Here is a 16,316-nt window from a genome sequence, read left to right as displayed (position 1 = left end):
ATGTTTGCCCTCTGCGATGTTAACTCTTTCTATGCCAGCTGCGAGACGGCATTCAGGCCTGACCTGAAAGGCCGTCCTGTTGTTGTCCTCTCGAATAATGACGGCTGCGTTATCGCGCGCAGTGCTGAAGCCAAAAAACTGGATATCAAAATGGGGGAGCCTTTCTTCAAACAAAAGGATTTGTTCCGCCGGTATGGTGTTGTCTGCTTCAGCAGTAATTATGAACTGTATGCTGACATGTCCGACAGGGTGATGACCACGCTGGAGGAAATGTCCCCGCGCTGCGAAATATACTCAATTGATGAAGCCTTCTGCGACCTGACGGGCGTGCGTAATTGCCGGAACCTGCGGGAATTTGGCAAGGAGATACGCGCAACCGTATTGAAGCGAACCCACCTGACTGTAGGTGTAGGCATTGCGCAAACCAAAACGCTGGCCAAGCTCGCGAACCACGCAGCAAAGATATGGCAAACCGAGTCTGGTGGGGTCGTTGATTTGTCGAATATTGATAAGCAACGCAAACTGATGGCAGCGTTGCCGGTTGATGAAGTCTGGGGAGTGGGGCGGCGAATAACGAAGAAGCTCGAGGCGATGGGGATTAAAACCGTGCTCCAGCTGGCGGATACTGATGTCCGTTTTATCCGTAAACACTTCAATGTCGTGCTCGAACGTACCGTGCGCGAGCTGCGCGGCGAGCCTTGCCTGGGGCTTGAAGAATTTGCGCCTACAAAACAGGAAATAGTCTGTTCCCGTTCCTTTGGTGAACGGATCACGGAGTATGAACAGATGCGCCAGGCGATTTGCAGTTATGCCTCGCGTGCAGCTGAGAAACTCCGGAGTGAACACCAGTTCTGTCGGCACATCTCAGCATTCGTTAAGACGAGCCCCTTTGCACTTAACGAGCCCTATTATGGTAATCAGGTGGCTGTAACGTTGCTGACACCCACGCAGGACAGCCGGGATATTATTGCCGCCGCGACGCGCTGCCTCGATGCTATCTGGAAGGATGGCCACCGTTACCAGAAGGCGGGCATCATGCTCGGTGATTTCTTCAGTCAGGGGATTGCTCAGTTGAATCTGTTTGATGACAACGCCCCGCGAAAGAACAGCGAGCCACTCATGAAGGTACTGGATCAGCTCAACCGTAAAGAGGGTCGTTGCACGCTGTACTTTGCGGGGCAGGGCATACAGCAACCGTGGCAGATGAAAAGAAAAATGTTGTCGCCGCGATACACAACACGCTATGCGGATTTGCTGGTAGTTCGTTAGCTTGCATTAACTTAGAACTGAAAGTCAGCTAAGAGCGAGAAGCAGACGTTAAATCTACCTTGCAGTTTATTAGTAATGCTACAAAAAAGATCCCATTAAACTATCCCAACTAAATTAATAAATAATAGATTAAAGCTTTGATATTATGTTGATTAATACTATTCATCAGTGTTATAAATGACGGAAGAGAGGCAGGTTCTTCCTCTTACTTATGGTAAGGGCGGCTCTGATAAAGAACAGCGTAAGCTGTTGAGCTTCGGCTCACTGATCCCTTCGGGATGTTCAATAGTTTCCAATTTTCCCTGTCTCTCTTCTCTCTTTTCATACGGAGATGTTCATGAAGGACAAAATATGGTTCACCTATAAGGCGCGAATTCATGCATATCATCGATTAGAGTGGATGGATACACACTCCCAATTTCTTCTCGTTTGGTACGCTGTTTTAGGGGTTGCTTTGGCTGTGGTTGTAATTCGTTACCCAAATTTATTGGGTAGCGATACTGATATTTTTAGCGCAATTTTGTCAATTGCATTACTCGGTGTGTCATTATCTGTTACAAACAGAAATTTCCGTGGTCGCGCAATGAATATGCGTAATAATTACTTGGCATTGCAGCATCTTTATAATGTAATAAATTCTAGGGGATCGGTAATGGATACCGATATTACAAAATATGACGAACTTTTAAATGAAGTAGATAATCATAATGACATGGATGACAAAATTTTCCGCGTGAAAAATTCTTCACTGTTAATATCTCGATCTCCTAAGTGGACAGAATATATACATGTTTATGCTGCCTTTTTTGTTAAATATATAATGTTAGCATTTGCATATCTGGCCCCTTTTATCGTTGGATTGTTCCTCTATGAGTAGTGCAGCGCGTAGTTTTAAACGATATTTTACTTCTAAACACCTTAAGGAAATATTTTTTGATAAGATTAAAGACTCAGGTGCAATTGGTATAGATCGTGTACGACCAAGTGGTTTCGAAAAAAACAGCGCGGATGAAATAGCCCTGATAGTGAGAAAGGTAGTTGATGGTAACTATAAGTTCACTGCTTACAAAGAAAAATTGATTTCTAAAGGCGCTCATTCAAACCCTCGACAGATTTCGATTCCGACGGTGCGGGATAGAATTACTCTTCGAGCACTATGTGATGCTCTAATCAATGTATTCCCGAGTGCAAAGCTTTCGCTACCTCAGGTTGTGATTGAGTCACTTAAAGAGTCTATAAGTTCTGGCCTGTACTCTGAGTATGCCAAAATTGATCTTAAGAACTTCTACCCCTCAATTCCGCATGCATTAATTAAAGATTCCATAAAAAATAAAATCAGAAAAGCCGAGTTCAGAGGATTAATTTACAATGCTATCTCTACCCCTACAGTAAGCGAGACGAAAGGGAGCAAGGGCGTAATTAAAAATAGCATTGGTGTACCGCAGGGATTGTCCATTTCTAATGTATTGGCAGAAATTGCATTGCAAAATGTCGATACTGAAATTAACCTTGTTACTGATATCTGGTATAAAAGATATGTTGATGACATACTCATATTAACTCCGACTGGCCGAGCAGTTGAAATGGCCAACATTATTGTGAAAAAACTGGAAAGTATTGGCCTTTCTCCTCATCCAATAGATAGCGTTGAATCAAAATCAAAATCAAAAGTAGGGTTATTGAGTGAAAGCTTTAACTTCTTAGGTTATGAAGTAAATAATGAAGGAATTGGAATAAAGAAGGATAGCATACTTCGATTTGAATCCTCACTTGCAAAAATATTTACTGCCTATCGACATGCTTTATCTAAAGCTAATAATAAGAGAGATAAGCAACGAGCAATAGCGTACTGTCAATGGAAGATAAACTTGCGTATTACAGGTTGTATTTTTAATGGGAAACGTATGGGCTGGGTGGCTTATTTTTCTCAAGTATCAAACACCGTTCAGTTCAGAACTGTTAATCACACAATAAGAAAGTTAACTAAACGCTTTGGGTTAGAGACGGATATCAGGCCAAAGTCTTTGATCAAAACATACTATGAATGGCAGCGTGGAGATAAAGATTCTCATCGATATATTCCCAATTTTGATTCATTAGCAATAGAACAGCAAAGAGAGATTGTCTCTTTATGGATTGGGAAAGAAGAGGTTAATAAGCTAAGTAATGCATCAGTTACTAGAATGTTTAATTACAAGATCTCAACATCTGTCAAAGAACTTGAGCAGGACATTTCTGGCTTTTCTTAATGTACTCAAGAACATTAATGGATTTCGCATATTTGTTTTGCAACCAATGTATAAAAAATTAGGTTTGCGTATTTAATTTTGGGCAGGGCAGTTGGCGTGGCCCTGTCGTCAGGCTATAAATATTAATAACTATTTCTATTTTTCTTTCCGGTGTAACCTCTCATTGTTAATGAAAAACAGACTAGTTGTTTGCATTAAAATCACTTTCAACAGATTTGTACATTTCTCTCTTGATTTCCTCCAAAGCCTCGTCAGTTAACCCATACTTAAGTGCAGCAGAACTGGAAATAGGTTGCAATGTATCTTCAACCAAATTAAATATCTCGATAGTACATTCAAGTTCTTTAAGCATTTTATTTCTACCAGCTTCATTTATAAAGTCTAAAGCATGATCAACAAAATACTCATGAGCTAACCAGTTTCGTTTTTGTAAAGCTAAAGAAAGTATATTTTCAATATCATTGTCTAACATTCCTAGATCTTTTACTAAACCTAAAAGACTCCCCATTGTTTTTTTTGATAACACCTTATCAAACTTATCGAAGTCCTTTTCCCACTCCTCACTGGTGCGGAATTTAGGCACATTTTCTTTAAAGAAATCAAAGAAAATTAGTAACTGTACTATTGACTGCTCAACACATTGGGCCCTATACATGGCAAGGCCAAAGTATGCGTAAACTTCTTTACAGTGTTCTGAAGTATCCATGGTGACCTATATCATTTGATTAATGGCTGGAGTTCCCAGTGGGCACTGTTAGTGCGCCCATTAATTTGTAATGAATTATAAATGCAAATTTTTATTGAGTCTTCAATCGTATCAAATAAATCATCTAGAAACCGTAGAAACATTGAAGTAATACACCAAAAAATTGGTAATAATGTCCGTTTCTGGCAGGAGAAGCCTGTCATGAGAGAAAAGTGACTCTGAGTCGAATCCTGCCCCATTCAGAAATCAAAATCCTGGTGAATATCTCACAGGAGACATAGCGCCTTTCTTTCTGAGGTCATCAGGGATCTTCTTACCGAGATAAAGCTGTGTGATCTCAGGAGATGCCAGCCTACCCCGGAACCCAGAGCGAGAACTTTGGGTTGCTTCAAACTCGTCTTCCGCGTCCCATGAAGGCATTTCTGGGAAATTCTCACGGGTTGAATTGAGCCACTCATCAGCGACATATACGCCCCTCACGATTCCCCTTACTGTCGCCAGTATGACCTCAGCCTTACGGGCGCGTTCAACACTGACACGCCAGCTAAAACGTACGGCATCATAGAGGTCAATATCTTTGGAAGTCCTGTTAACGGATATCATCAGGGTCTTATGTTGGAATACAATTGTTTCAGGCTGATATGTAGCGATTAACTCTTTGATGTGCGCAGCACCAAACTCATTACTGCCAGCACCGCTCATGATGTTAGTCAAACCGGGATAGGCGTCTATGAGTGCAGCTTCAACCTCGTATGCGGTCTTTTCGTCAGCTATACCATGTCGATGGATAACATGGATAACCTCAAGACCGGCTAATCTGATATCTCGAAGTTGCTTGAGCTTGTTACTCAGTAACTCGTCGTCATCAACCGCTATGACCTCGCCACGCATATGAGCAAATACACGATTCCCTTTTCCCTTTCCTACGTAGAACGTACTGCCGTCTCTTGGGTCAATCAGACGATATACATACCAGCCAAGATGTTCGATGACTCCCGGTGGAAACTCCTTAATATCCATATCATAACGCCTGTCGCTTAATTCATGAGGCATAAGCTATACACAGTTCTGTCGATTGGCAACTTTATAGCACCCACTAATCAGCCCCTATGAATGATGCAGTGAGGAATTAACAATGTCCGCTAATGGTACTACTGGCTATCAGGTCTGATTGTACTCAGAGTGCAAAGAGTGTCTGAGTGAGTCTGGGTGCTCGTGAGAACTGGATCGTTTTCGAAAGTTGTTAAAAACTAGGCTCAGAGTTTTCATGAGTTCAAGCCCAGCGAAGCGCCAAAGCCGGGGGCATTTTAGGAGCAGTAATTCATTATAAACGGGTGAAAAGGACAGTTTTAGGGGCAATAAATAGGTTTCATTGCGTAGAATGGGGAAGTGGAATGGTGAACTAAAATTTTGAAATGTGTAGAAAACATAGTGGTTTTAGTGACTGAGCGATTTTAGGGCTACATGTTCAGATTATATAGGATTTATAAGGTCGGAACCTTGCTTCCTTACATTCCCCACAGCGCGTGTAACTTGATACCAGGCAAACTTATCTGCTGCAACAGCACCCTGTACAACTAGATCCTCCAATATCGTCCCACCAATATCCTGTCTCATCCACGTACGAGCAGCTTCTGGTGACAAAACTAATGGCCTACGGTCGTGAATATCAATAAGCCCCTTATCCGCAGCCGTAGTCACTATCAGAAACCCTTCTGCATCATCACCACGTTCGAATGGTGTGCTGCCAATGGCGGCCATGAATATAGGCTTCCCGTCGGCGCGGTGAATGAAGTAGGGCTGTTTCTTCTCGCCATCCTTTTTCCATTCAAACCAACCGTCAGCAAAAACGATAGCGCGGCCATGTTGCCACAGCGGTTTAAACATTCTGCTGGTAGCTGCTGTTTCAACACGGGCATTAATTAACGGGGTTTTATCCCACCATGCGGGTGCATAACCCCAGTGAACAGGGTCAACATGCAGCTTTTCGTCGCGTTCAGAAAGTAATAAAACCCGAGTGCCGGGCGCGACGTTATAACGAGCAATAGGCTCGGGGTCGTAGGGAATGTTACGTTCAGCTTCATCTGCAAGGTAGGAAAGATAATCTTCACGTGTTTGGGACTGGGAAAAACGTCCGCACATGGTCACCTCCAATTAAAATGGAAGTATAGATTACGCAAAGTTATTAGAGCAGAAGGTGGGTTGGATCGGTGCGAAGTTATCTCGAAAATTCCACGAAAGGTTACGGTAAAAATGCCAAGTATTTGATTATGCTGAAATGAATTAACATGCTTTCAAGAGAAAAGAATGGTGAGTTTGTTTCCTAACGCATTGATTTTAAATGATATTAATGGTGTTTGACGAGAATAGGAATCGTATTCGGTCTTTTTTTATATATGTTTTAAAACAATTGCTTACGTGAGTCGGTTTGAGAACTAATATCCGGGCTTTCGAGTTTCCGCTTAATAGACTCATAACAACATAAACTCCTTTTTCCTCGAATCCAAATATTTTTCAGTCATTTTTTGAGTCGTATGACCTAAAAGTTTCTGAGTAAATTCCTTCCCGTGTTCCGCTTCATATAATCTACTGACCAGACTCCGTATCTCGTGGAAGGTCGGCGGTTGTTCAGAAAATTCAATTCCAGAAGCATTTCTTGCCTTCACAAATCCTTTGGTTAACCCATCAAGATTGACACTGCCGTCAACGCTGTTTTTTCTTCTGCCAGAACTAATCAGAAAATCACAACGGTTCGCCAGGCTGCTGACGAATGGTCGTGATTTGTCCGGCACGTACCAGTGGGGAAATACGTTGCTGACGAGCTGACCCTGGTTATCGATCACCGTGCGGAACTCTGGGTTAAAGATTTCAAAATATCCCGATACCTCTGCCCTAAGACACGTTTCAGTTTCGAAAGATTCGAGGGGTATCGGCCACTCGCTCGCAAACGCTTTCTTGGTTCAAGTGTAAACATCCTGAAAAAAGCGTCATTGAAATTGCAACACGTAATTCCGCGACCACGGCAGACATCAAAAATATGTCCCCGGACGCTGCCAAACGTATTTGGGACAAGCTCTGGTAAGAAAATACCCAGCGCATCCACGACAACGAAAAAATTAACATGGCCAGCGTCTGATTCTGGAGAAAATGATGAAAACAGTATTGGAAGTACTGAAAGCAGTTTTTCCGGGCATACCAGTGGTTGACTTATGCGCGAAATTTATGCTGTCTGAGAAAACGTTGTCATCACATAAGGTGCGTGCGCTGGAGAAGTTGCAATGCACAAAGCGAAATGTCTCTCACCATGCCATGCAGGTAGCGGCATTGCAGGTTAATTAGAGCTGTATCATGCAGATGAAAAAAGCTTAGACGAATACATATTGGGTTACAGGGTAGGAGAATTGCCAATAATTATACCTACAGCAAGCCAGCTAAAGTGAGGTGTATCCAGCTTGCGGATAATGTCATATGCAAAATCCTCACAACATCATTACATTCCAGAGTTTGATCAAGCCCAACGGGTACTAGCGACTGTTACAGATAAGCATTAAAAAACCGCCGGAGCGCTGAGACATCCCCACAAATCGAGACAAGCATAGAGATTTGTGATCTTTTTACTCCACCAAAATGTGAAAAGTGTTGTCTCAGACACCCTTCTTTATTTCATTGAAACGGTATTAACCAAGCGGGATTATTTCCCGCTCATCTATGAACAAATAAACAACAATATTAATCACCATTGTCTATTTCATGATCAAATTTGTTCCCGCCAAACCATAACTCCACTATAAAATTATGGTTTTTAAGCTATATATACGATTAAAAGGAGAATAAATAGTCAATACGGGAAATGAGATGATTATCATTTAACAATAATTTAAAAATACTACGACTTGCATGTAAATAAAAACTTCCACCGATGCGCTTAAGTTAAATCAATAAGGCTAAATTTTTACCAAGAGAAACTGTTTTAAAATTAGCAGTATCACCTGATGATTGCCCATCAATAATTTGCTGTTTAATGAATAAATAAAAGTATTTAAAATCAACATCTTAATTAAATTAATGATCATAAGATAATATCGTTATTTTATTGAAATTGGTTAAAAATGTAGACCATAACAGATAAGGGTTTATCCTGACTTCTTAAACCAATTTGAATGATTACACTTATCTAAAATTAATAATACTGGCACTCAATTCCCTTCTCTCTGTTTGAAATGATACATTAATGAGTAATGAGTTGTATGAAAACTAAACAAGCAGTGTCTTCGGATACTGACTTTTGCTCATTTTTATATAATTAGGAATTGCATTTATTGCAACCAGAAACATGGGAATGAATCCCAATCTATTAGATTTTTAATAATAGATTTCGAGATAATAAATCGTATGAAGTATATTTATAAAGCGGTATCACGCGAAGGTCTGGGTTTATTTATCGCAGTCTCGCTGTGTACTACTGCAGTCCACGCCGTAACAATCAATCAAGATGAAACCATTGCTGATTTTCCTGAAAACCCGGATGCCTTATTTATCGGTAATGGCGGTACTGGCTCGCTGATTATCAACCAGGGTGAGACTGTTGCCTCAGGGCATACCTCGGGTCAGAGTTCGGGTTCAGTACTGGGTTACAGTCGCGGCGATAAAGGAACACTAACCATTGATGGTGGCACTTGGTACGACAGTGTCGCCAGTTCTAACCTTCCAGGTGGCGGCGGAACCACAACTGTGGGCGGGGGGGGTGATGGCACGCTGGATATTAAGAACGGTGGCGAAGCTTACGCTAAGTTTATAAACATCGGACAGAATGATGGTGGAACCGGTGTGGTCAACGTTGATGGCGCAGGTTCTCAGTTAATTGTGAATGTAGACCCAAGTTCCGGGATAACCGTCGGAACCAACGGTACTGGAACACTAAACATCACCAACGGTGGGAAAGTGATCTCCAACTCATCGTCCACTCTTGGCCATGGTGCAAATGCTAACGGTACCGTGAATGTCGCAGGAAATGGCTCCAATTTGACGATTACTGATGGTCCATTGAATGTGGGTGGCAGCGGAACTGGCACCTTAAATATTTCAACAGGTGGCACCATCAACAGTAATGGCGGTGGTATTGCCACATCCGCGGGATCGACAGGCAATGCGACCATCACTGGCGTAGGCTCAACCTGGGATCTTGGAACGGATCGCACACTCTCCATCGGTTTTAACTCCGAGGATGGCAGCCTCGCTGACAGTACCGGGAAGTTGGTCGTTGCCGATCAAGGCCGCGTCGTAGCTGGAGATGGCATCAATGTAGCGGGCGATGGCAGCACTATTTATATCGGCGCTGAAGAAGGGTCGCCTGCCACTTCAGCAGGCACGCTGGGAACACCAAAAATTGATTTGCTGAATGCAAATAATGCGCTGGTGTTTAACCACTCAGACACCTCAGGAAATTACCTTCTTTCTGCGAAAGTTTCAGGTAAGGGAGTAGTGAAGAACCTCAGTGGCACGACTGTGTTGACTGGCGCGAATACTTACACCGGTGGCACCACTATCAGCGGCGGTACTCTGCAACTGGGTGATGGCAGCACTTCAGGCACCATCGTCGGTAACGTCCTCAACAACAGCGCATTTGTCATCACTAACCCAACGGAAACCACGCTTTCAGGTGTGATTTCAGGCACAGGTTCATTGACCCAACAAGGCGATGGCACCACCATTTTAGCTTTCGCAAATACCTATACCGGTAAAACGACCATCAACGCAGGTGCGCTGCGTACTGATGAAGTTGATAGCATTGCCAGCAGCGATGAAGTGAATATCAATGGTGGCGTATTTGATTTGAACGGCAATAACCAACGGGTGAACCGTCTTGGCGGTACCGGGGGGGAAGTTCAGTTGAATGGTGCAACACTGACCGTCAACAATGTGACAGCCGCAGATGATTCCAGTTACGCCGGAAATATTGTCGATGGCACTTCTGAAGGCAGCCTAACTAAAACCGGTGACGGTTCCCTGACGCTGACCGGCAAAACAGGTTGGACTGGTGACACCCATATCGATGGCGGCGAGTTAGTGCTTGATGGCAGTAAGGGTGGCTCCCAGTTAACCAGTAATATCATCGGCAAAGACAACAGCGCGCTTTCTCTGCGTAACGGTGCCACGCTAACCGGCAAGATCGACCCAGCCGATGTAAACATCGATAAACCCAGTACCTGGAACATGACGGGTGACTCTGTGGTCGACGACGTAAACCTGGCGGGTACGATAAATTATGCTGAGCCAACCACTTCACCAATGACAGCCGGGCACACCCTGACCGCCAATAACTGGCACGGGCAGGACGGCACTCTGGTGATGAACACTGTTTTGGGTGATGACGCTTCTGTGACAGATAAACTGGTGGTCAACGGTGATACCACTGGCAACACCTTCATGAAGATCAGCAATATCGGTGGCCATGGCGCGGAAACAGTTGAAGGCATCGAACTTGTTGATGTGAAAGGTCTATCTGACGGTACTTTCACCAAATCAGGACGTATTGTTGCCGGGGCGTATGATTACAACCTGGTGCAAAAAGGGGCCAACTGGTATTTGACTAGTATGGGGGATAAACCGCCAATCGAACCGGTTGTACCGGTTGTACCGGTTGTACCGATTGTACCGATTGTACCGATTGAGCCGTCAACAGAATTGCCACTCACTCCGCTTGAGCCATCAAAACCAACGACACCTGAGTCAGGACATCAAGGTACTCCTGTCGTTCGTCCGGAATCGGCCAGCTATACCGCGAACCTTGCTGCTGCTAATACCATGTTTGTCACCCGACTGCATGACCGTCTGGGGGAAACTCAGTACACCGACGCACTAACCGGTGAGCAGAAAGTCACCAGTCTGTGGTTGCGCCAGGTTGGTGGGCATAACAACTGGAAAGATAGCAGCGGCCAGCTCAACACTCAGAGCAACCGTTACGTCGTGCAACTGGGCGGCGATCTGGCGCAGTGGAGCGGCGATGGTCTGCAACGTCTGCACCTTGGGGCAATGGCGGGTTACGGTAATAACAGCAGCAACACTCACTCCAAAGTTACCGGATATCATTCCAAAGGTTCTGTGAATGGTTACAGTGCGGGCCTGTACGCCACCTGGTATGAAAACGACGAAACCTATCAAGGGACCTATGTTGATAGTTGGGCGCAATACGGCTGGTTCAACAACGATGTGAAAGGCCAGGATATTCAGGGTGAGTCCTACAAATCCAGTGGCATCACCGCATCCATCGAGCTGGGCTACACCCACAAACTGGGTGAATATACTGGCAGCCAGGGTTCTCTGAATGAGTGGTATGTCCAGCCTCAGGCGCAAGCTATCTGGATGGGGGTTAAGGCAGATGACCACCGTGAAAGTAACGGCACTCGTGTGAATGGTGAAGGTGACGGTAATGTCCAAACGCGTCTGGGTGTGCGTACTTTCCTGAAGGGCCACAACAAAATTGATGATGGTAAAAACCGAACCTTCCAGCCGTTTGTAGAAGTTAACTGGATCCATAACACCAATGACTTCGGCACCCGAATGGATGGCGAGAGCGTTTATCAGAGTGGTGCACGCGATATCGGGGAAATCAAAACCGGTGTTGAGGGGCAGCTTAATAATAACCTGAATCTGTGGGGTAATGTCGGCGTTCAGGTCGGTGATAAAGGCTATAACGACGCAGCCGCGATGGTTGGAGTGAAGTACAGCTTCTAAATTGAAATTTGAATGGGGTTTCCCCCTGAGGGATCCCCAGTAACTATCAGTAGATAAGCATCATATCTGAATATAGCCGCTGTAATTTTTGTAGGGCTTTATCCAGTGACACTGATGTTAATATTTGCGGGGAATGTCTGAATACATTCTCCGCAAGTATTAACAACGATATTACCCTACGATGCTTTGTAATGGTCTAATCAAACAGGTCACTTTGTTAGAGATATGATGAGCAATACTAACGAGGTGAGAATGTGAAAAAACGTTTACCCATGAGTTCAAACAAGAAAGTGTCAATCTTGTTCTTCCGCATAAATATTCGGTGCCCTGGGCTGCTGAAACAATGAATATTGGTCTTTCAACATTGTACGGCTGGTTACGTCAGTATCGTGGAGAAGTCAGGGGGATACCCCGACCGTCAGTGCTATCACACCTGAACAACGGCGAGCACAGGAACTTGAAACGCAGTTTGTCAGTTGCAAAGCGGCAATGACCTGCTAAAGAATGCTTCAACCCTCTTCGCTATAGAAATGAAAAGCGACAATCACTTTAGTTAGTATCCTTACTAACCTGTCTGTACAATCACGTCCGGCCCGTTCAGCCCCCCCATTCATAACAATAAACCTGCAAAGACGATAATTATGACCACAACCCAAACTGAAGCACATAACCGGGAAAATTCTCTCGCCTATGTTTTGCGTAGCCCACGTCTGTTTGCTCGGGAAACCCTTGCTGGAGTGGTAACCGCATTGGCGTTAGTCCCGGAGATTATTTCATTTTCAGTTATCGCGGGTGTTGACCCGAAAGTCAGTCTGATTGCTTCCATCGTGTTGTGTTTATCCATGTCGTTTCTTGGCGGACGCCCTGCGATGGTGACTGCCGCCGCAGGTTCAGTGGCGTTAGTCATCGGCCCGATGGTGCATCAGTATGGTGTTGAATACATTTTCCCTGCCGTATTGCTTGCTGGGTTGATACAGATTCTGTTTGGTGTCAGCGGGCTTGCTCGCATGATGCGCTATATACCACTTTCTGTGATGACCGGGTTTGTAAATGCACTCGGCATTCTGATTTTCTTCGCGCAGGTGCCACATATTTGGGGAAATAACCCACTGGTTTGGGGGTTGTTCGCATTGACGCTGGCAATTGTTCTGTTCCTCCCGCGAGTGTTCAAATCTGTTCCGTCGCCATTGGTGGCGGTGATTGTCATTACCACTTTGTGCATAGGCATGGGTTTTTCAGTACCGACGGTGGGGGATTCGGGGACAATGGCTGCTGGCTTGCCAGGATTAACGGAACTGTTAGTGCCACTGAATCTGGATACGCTACGGGTTATCTGGCCCTGTGCGTTGAGTATTGCATTCGTTGGCCTAATGGAGTCTTTATTGACCGCCAAATTAGTTGATGAGTTGACCGACACTCCTTCAAGCAAGCGTCGTGAATGCTGGGGATTAGGGTTATCCAATATTTTTGCGGGTTTCTACGGTGGTATTGCCGGTTGCGCGATGATTGGTCAGACCATGGTTAATGTGGAACTTGGCAAAGGACGCACGCGAGTTTCGACACTTGCCGCAAGTTTGGTACTGTTGCTGTTAGTTACCGGTTTGAGTGAATTGATGGCAATGATCCCGATGGTAGTTTTAGCGGGAATTATGATGATAGTGGCGGTGAAAACGCTTAACTGGCATAGCGTTAAGCCAGCCACATTAAAAAGAATACCTCTGCCGGAAACGCTGGTGATGTTGTCTACAGTGGCGGTCACGGTCGCAACCGGGAATTTGGCGCTTGGTGTGGTTGGTGGGGTTATCTTTGCAATGATTCTCTTTGCTCGCCGAATCGCTCACGTGGTACGCGCGGAAAGAACATTATCTGATGACGGAAAATCAGTTCATTATAAGGTAGTCGGGCCGCTGTTCTTTGCCAGTAGTAACGATTTGTTTGAGCATTTCCAGTATGCCGATGATCCGCAGAACGTCATTATTGATTTGTCTCAGGCGCAAATATGGGATGTGTCGACGGTAGCGGTGCTTGATGCTATCGAAAACCGCTATCAACGTTATGAAAGTAAAGTGCAAATATTGGGATTGGATGTGCGCAGCAGTAAATTCCATGAACGGCTAAGCGGTAAGGTCTGATTACAAGCTTTGGCGATGAAAAGACATATTTGAACATCAGATGACAAAACTGTGAATCTGCCGTTACTTTTGCATCATCAGTGCTGCTAGATTAGTACCAGTTCCAGAGTGAAACGGAGGTGCCAGAAAGTTTGAAACTGATCCTCGATAGTAAACTGGTGGGTACTTGGTAGAAAGATTACTGCAGTACTCTTGGGTGTAAGCCGTATTGAATCGCTTGAAGAAGCGGAAAAATTTACCAGATAACTCGTATCACCTCTCTAAAGGCTGCAGATTTGCAGCCTTTTCTATTTTTCAGTCTGTTTTCTCCTGCCCAACTCCTGCGGTTCTTTCTCTCGTTATGCGTGTTGTGTCGTAGTCTGTATGTCGGCAGAATAACTTAAAAATGTTTCGTAATTAATATATTGAAGGAAAAGGTCATGGTTAATGCAGCACCTCGCCTGGAAACTGAGCGTTTAATTCTCCGGCATTTTACTCTGGACGATTTCACAGATTTAGCTGCCTGCTGGGCCGATCCAGAAATGGTGAAATTTATTGGTGGTGGACAGCCGCAAGGGGCGGAAATGACATGGGGAAGGCTGCTGCGTTATATCGGCCATTGGCAGGCACTTGGTTACGGATATTGGGCAGTATTTGAAAAAAATTCAGGGCGATTTATAGGCTCGTTTGGTTTTCAGGATGCACATCGCGAATTGACACCGGCACTCGAACTCCCGGAAGCAGGGTGGTCGTTAATTCCGTCGGTACACGGCAAAGGCTATGCAAACGAAGCGTTGAGTGCCATTTTGCAATGGGCTGATTGTGAATTTACCATGCCCGTTTGCTGCATTATTGATGACGATAATCTGCGTTCCATCCACCTGGCCGAACGATTTGGCTTCCAGTTTGAGCATTATGTCGAATACCACGGTAAGCAGATAAAAATGTTCATTCGACCTCAGCGCTAACCATTGCCTCCCACTGGTTTATAATTGAGCAATAAATAAACAAAGTGGAGGCAGTATGTATCAGAGAATTGACGGTGAAAACTGGCGTCATGTCTTTATTGTTGGGGATTTACACGGTTGCCTTCCTGATTTTATAAGCCAACTCAAACTGCAACATTTTGATTATCACAAGGATCTGGTTATTTCGGTGGGTGATCTTATCGATCGCGGGGCAAACAGCCCCGGTTGTCTGGCGTTGCTCGGCAGTAAGTGGTTTAAAGCGGTGAAGGGCAATCACGAGGAGATGGCATTAGAAGCGCTGGACGAAGGTGAAGGAATGCTCTGGCAAATGAATGGGGGTGACTGGTATCGGGAATTACCCGAACAACTCCAGCAAAACGTGCAGCAAGCGATATTACACTGCCGTGATTTGCCGTTGGTGATTGAATTGCACACGCACGGTAAGACACTGGTTATTGCCCATGCCGACTATCCCGCATCGCACTACAGCTGGAATCAGCCTGTTGATGAGCATTTGCTGGTCTGGAGCCGCGACCGTCTCAACAAGAATTTACAAGGACGAGGCGAAGATATCGACGGCGCAGATGAATTCTACTTTGGGCATACACCACTAAAAGAGGCCGGCCATTTTCATAATCAATACTACATTGATACCGGAGCTGTGTTCGGTAATAAGCTGACCATGGTGCAGGTTCAATAAGGTTAAAGCGAGCTATACTCGTGAGCCGGACGCCAGAAGCCATCAATAAAATCCTCTACCGGAAAGCATCCGCCATAGCGGATCCGTTGCTCATCCATCCCAACCAGACATTGTTGTTCGGTATTAAACACGTCTACCACAATATCCTCGCAGCCACCGTCCAGGTAGCAAACAAATAAAACCAACGCAAACATTGACGCCTCTGAGTTGCACCGTTTGGCTTAATTGTAGGGGAAGTCACAGGAAGAAGGGTAATCAGGCCAGATTAATTAACCCGCCAGGCCGACGGGTTCATTTGAATCATGCAAGACGCATGACCCAGGCATCAGATTTTTGGTCGTAATGTTGACGGTAAAGGACTGAATGTTCTCCATCAAGAACGGCTGGAATGCTAGTTTCATCATCCCAGCCATCAAGTTGCATGCACAGGTCTGGGTCAGATTTACAAGGGATACTCAACGTTCGATCCCCTTGTTGCTCACCATGTAATTCAGCATCATCAATTTCGAAGATGCCTATTCGTACGTTAGTTCTCGTCATCTAGCTCTCCTTGGGTCTGCGTACATGTGGTATGACCAG

14 protein-coding genes and 3 pseudogenes are annotated in these 16,316 nt (G+C 44.8%); 10 read left to right on the top strand and 7 right to left on the bottom strand.

The window, feature by feature from the left end:
• The 3 genes from FH968_RS01870 (at window position 1) to FH968_RS01860 (ending at window position 3,518) form a co-directional block, all read left to right on the top strand.
• A complete protein-coding gene (locus FH968_RS01870; protein ID WP_139876679.1) occupies window positions 1–1,269 on the top strand; it encodes a Y-family DNA polymerase in 1,269 nt (422 codons plus the stop codon).
• A gap of 337 nt (window positions 1,270–1,606) precedes the next feature.
• Window positions 1,607–2,146, top strand: a complete 540-nt coding sequence (locus FH968_RS01865; RefSeq protein WP_139876678.1) for an SLATT domain-containing protein — start codon at window positions 1,607–1,609, stop codon at window positions 2,144–2,146.
• A complete protein-coding gene (locus FH968_RS01860) occupies window positions 2,139–3,518 on the top strand; it encodes a reverse transcriptase domain-containing protein (RefSeq protein WP_139876677.1) in 1,380 nt (459 codons plus the stop codon). The genes FH968_RS01865 and FH968_RS01860 overlap by 8 nt, the downstream gene beginning before the upstream one ends.
• Before the next feature lie 181 nt (window positions 3,519–3,699).
• On the opposite strand, the gene FH968_RS01855 is transcribed toward FH968_RS01860, so the two are convergent.
• The 4 genes and pseudogenes from FH968_RS01855 to FH968_RS01840 form a co-directional block, all read right to left on the bottom strand.
• Window positions 3,700–4,224, bottom strand: coding sequence for a hypothetical protein (locus FH968_RS01855; protein ID WP_139876676.1), 525 nt, complete (start codon window positions 4,222–4,224; stop codon window positions 3,700–3,702).
• A 246-nt stretch (window positions 4,225–4,470) separates the two neighbouring features.
• On the bottom strand, window positions 4,471–5,244 hold the full coding sequence (locus FH968_RS01850; RefSeq protein WP_139876675.1) for a hypothetical protein: 774 nt from the start codon (window positions 5,242–5,244) through the stop codon (window positions 4,471–4,473).
• A 453-nt stretch (window positions 5,245–5,697) separates the two neighbouring features.
• Complete coding sequence (locus FH968_RS01845; protein WP_139876674.1) at window positions 5,698–6,366, bottom strand: SOS response-associated peptidase; 669 nt, start codon at window positions 6,364–6,366, stop codon at window positions 5,698–5,700.
• Between the two features lie 329 nt (window positions 6,367–6,695).
• A pseudogene (locus FH968_RS01840) lies at window positions 6,696–6,983 on the bottom strand (tyrosine-type recombinase/integrase); the annotation flags it as partial.
• A gap of 39 nt (window positions 6,984–7,022) precedes the next feature.
• Between FH968_RS01840 and FH968_RS24125 the strand changes: the two are divergent.
• The 3 genes from FH968_RS24125 (at window position 7,023) to FH968_RS01830 (ending at window position 11,958) form a co-directional block, all read left to right on the top strand.
• Window positions 7,023–7,430: a conserved phage C-terminal domain-containing protein gene (locus FH968_RS24125; protein WP_139876673.1), complete on the top strand. Its 408-nt coding sequence runs from the start codon at window positions 7,023–7,025 to the stop codon at window positions 7,428–7,430.
• A complete protein-coding gene (locus FH968_RS23600; RefSeq protein ID WP_189388975.1) occupies window positions 7,375–7,563 on the top strand; it encodes a hypothetical protein in 189 nt (62 codons plus the stop codon). Before FH968_RS24125 ends, FH968_RS23600 begins: the two co-directional genes overlap by 56 nt.
• A gap of 1,053 nt (window positions 7,564–8,616) precedes the next feature.
• A complete protein-coding gene (locus FH968_RS01830) occupies window positions 8,617–11,958 on the top strand; it encodes an autotransporter outer membrane beta-barrel domain-containing protein (protein ID WP_139876672.1) in 3,342 nt (1,113 codons plus the stop codon).
• Window positions 11,959–12,004: 46 nt separating this feature from the next.
• Here the strand turns inward: FH968_RS01830 and FH968_RS23790 are convergent.
• Window positions 12,005–12,145 (bottom strand): annotated as a pseudogene (locus FH968_RS23790) (IS4 family transposase); the annotation flags it as partial.
• 84 nt (window positions 12,146–12,229) lie between these two features.
• Here FH968_RS23790 and FH968_RS24120 point away from each other — a divergent pair.
• From FH968_RS24120 to FH968_RS01810, 4 genes and pseudogenes are all read left to right on the top strand, one after another.
• Window positions 12,230–12,451, top strand: a pseudogene (locus tag FH968_RS24120) (transposase); the annotation flags it as partial.
• Between the two features lie 148 nt (window positions 12,452–12,599).
• Window positions 12,600–14,090: a SulP family inorganic anion transporter gene (locus tag FH968_RS01820; RefSeq protein ID WP_139876671.1), complete on the top strand. Its 1,491-nt coding sequence runs from the start codon at window positions 12,600–12,602 to the stop codon at window positions 14,088–14,090.
• Between the two features lie 419 nt (window positions 14,091–14,509).
• Window positions 14,510–15,037 (top strand): GNAT family N-acetyltransferase, encoded by a 528-nt coding sequence (locus tag FH968_RS01815; protein WP_139876670.1) that lies wholly within the window; start codon window positions 14,510–14,512, stop codon window positions 15,035–15,037.
• 55 nt (window positions 15,038–15,092) lie between these two features.
• Window positions 15,093–15,737, top strand: coding sequence for a metallophosphoesterase (locus FH968_RS01810; protein WP_139876669.1), 645 nt, complete (start codon window positions 15,093–15,095; stop codon window positions 15,735–15,737).
• 2 nt (window positions 15,738–15,739) lie between these two features.
• Here the strand turns inward: FH968_RS01810 and FH968_RS01805 are convergent, their stop codons facing one another.
• Both FH968_RS01805 and FH968_RS01800 read right to left on the bottom strand, forming a co-directional pair.
• Window positions 15,740–15,931: a YebW family protein gene (locus tag FH968_RS01805; RefSeq protein WP_139876668.1), complete on the bottom strand. Its 192-nt coding sequence runs from the start codon at window positions 15,929–15,931 to the stop codon at window positions 15,740–15,742.
• A 106-nt stretch (window positions 15,932–16,037) separates the two neighbouring features.
• Window positions 16,038–16,277 (bottom strand): YebV family protein, encoded by a 240-nt coding sequence (locus tag FH968_RS01800; protein WP_139876667.1) that lies wholly within the window; start codon window positions 16,275–16,277, stop codon window positions 16,038–16,040.
• Between the last annotated feature and the right edge of the window lie 39 nt (window positions 16,278–16,316).

The sequence above is a fragment of the Buttiauxella sp. B2 genome, from assembly GCF_006376615.1.
Classification (GTDB): domain Bacteria; phylum Pseudomonadota; class Gammaproteobacteria; order Enterobacterales; family Enterobacteriaceae; genus Buttiauxella.
The sequence above is the reverse complement of the archived record's forward strand: the minus strand, read 5'-3'. Positions and strand labels throughout refer to the sequence as shown.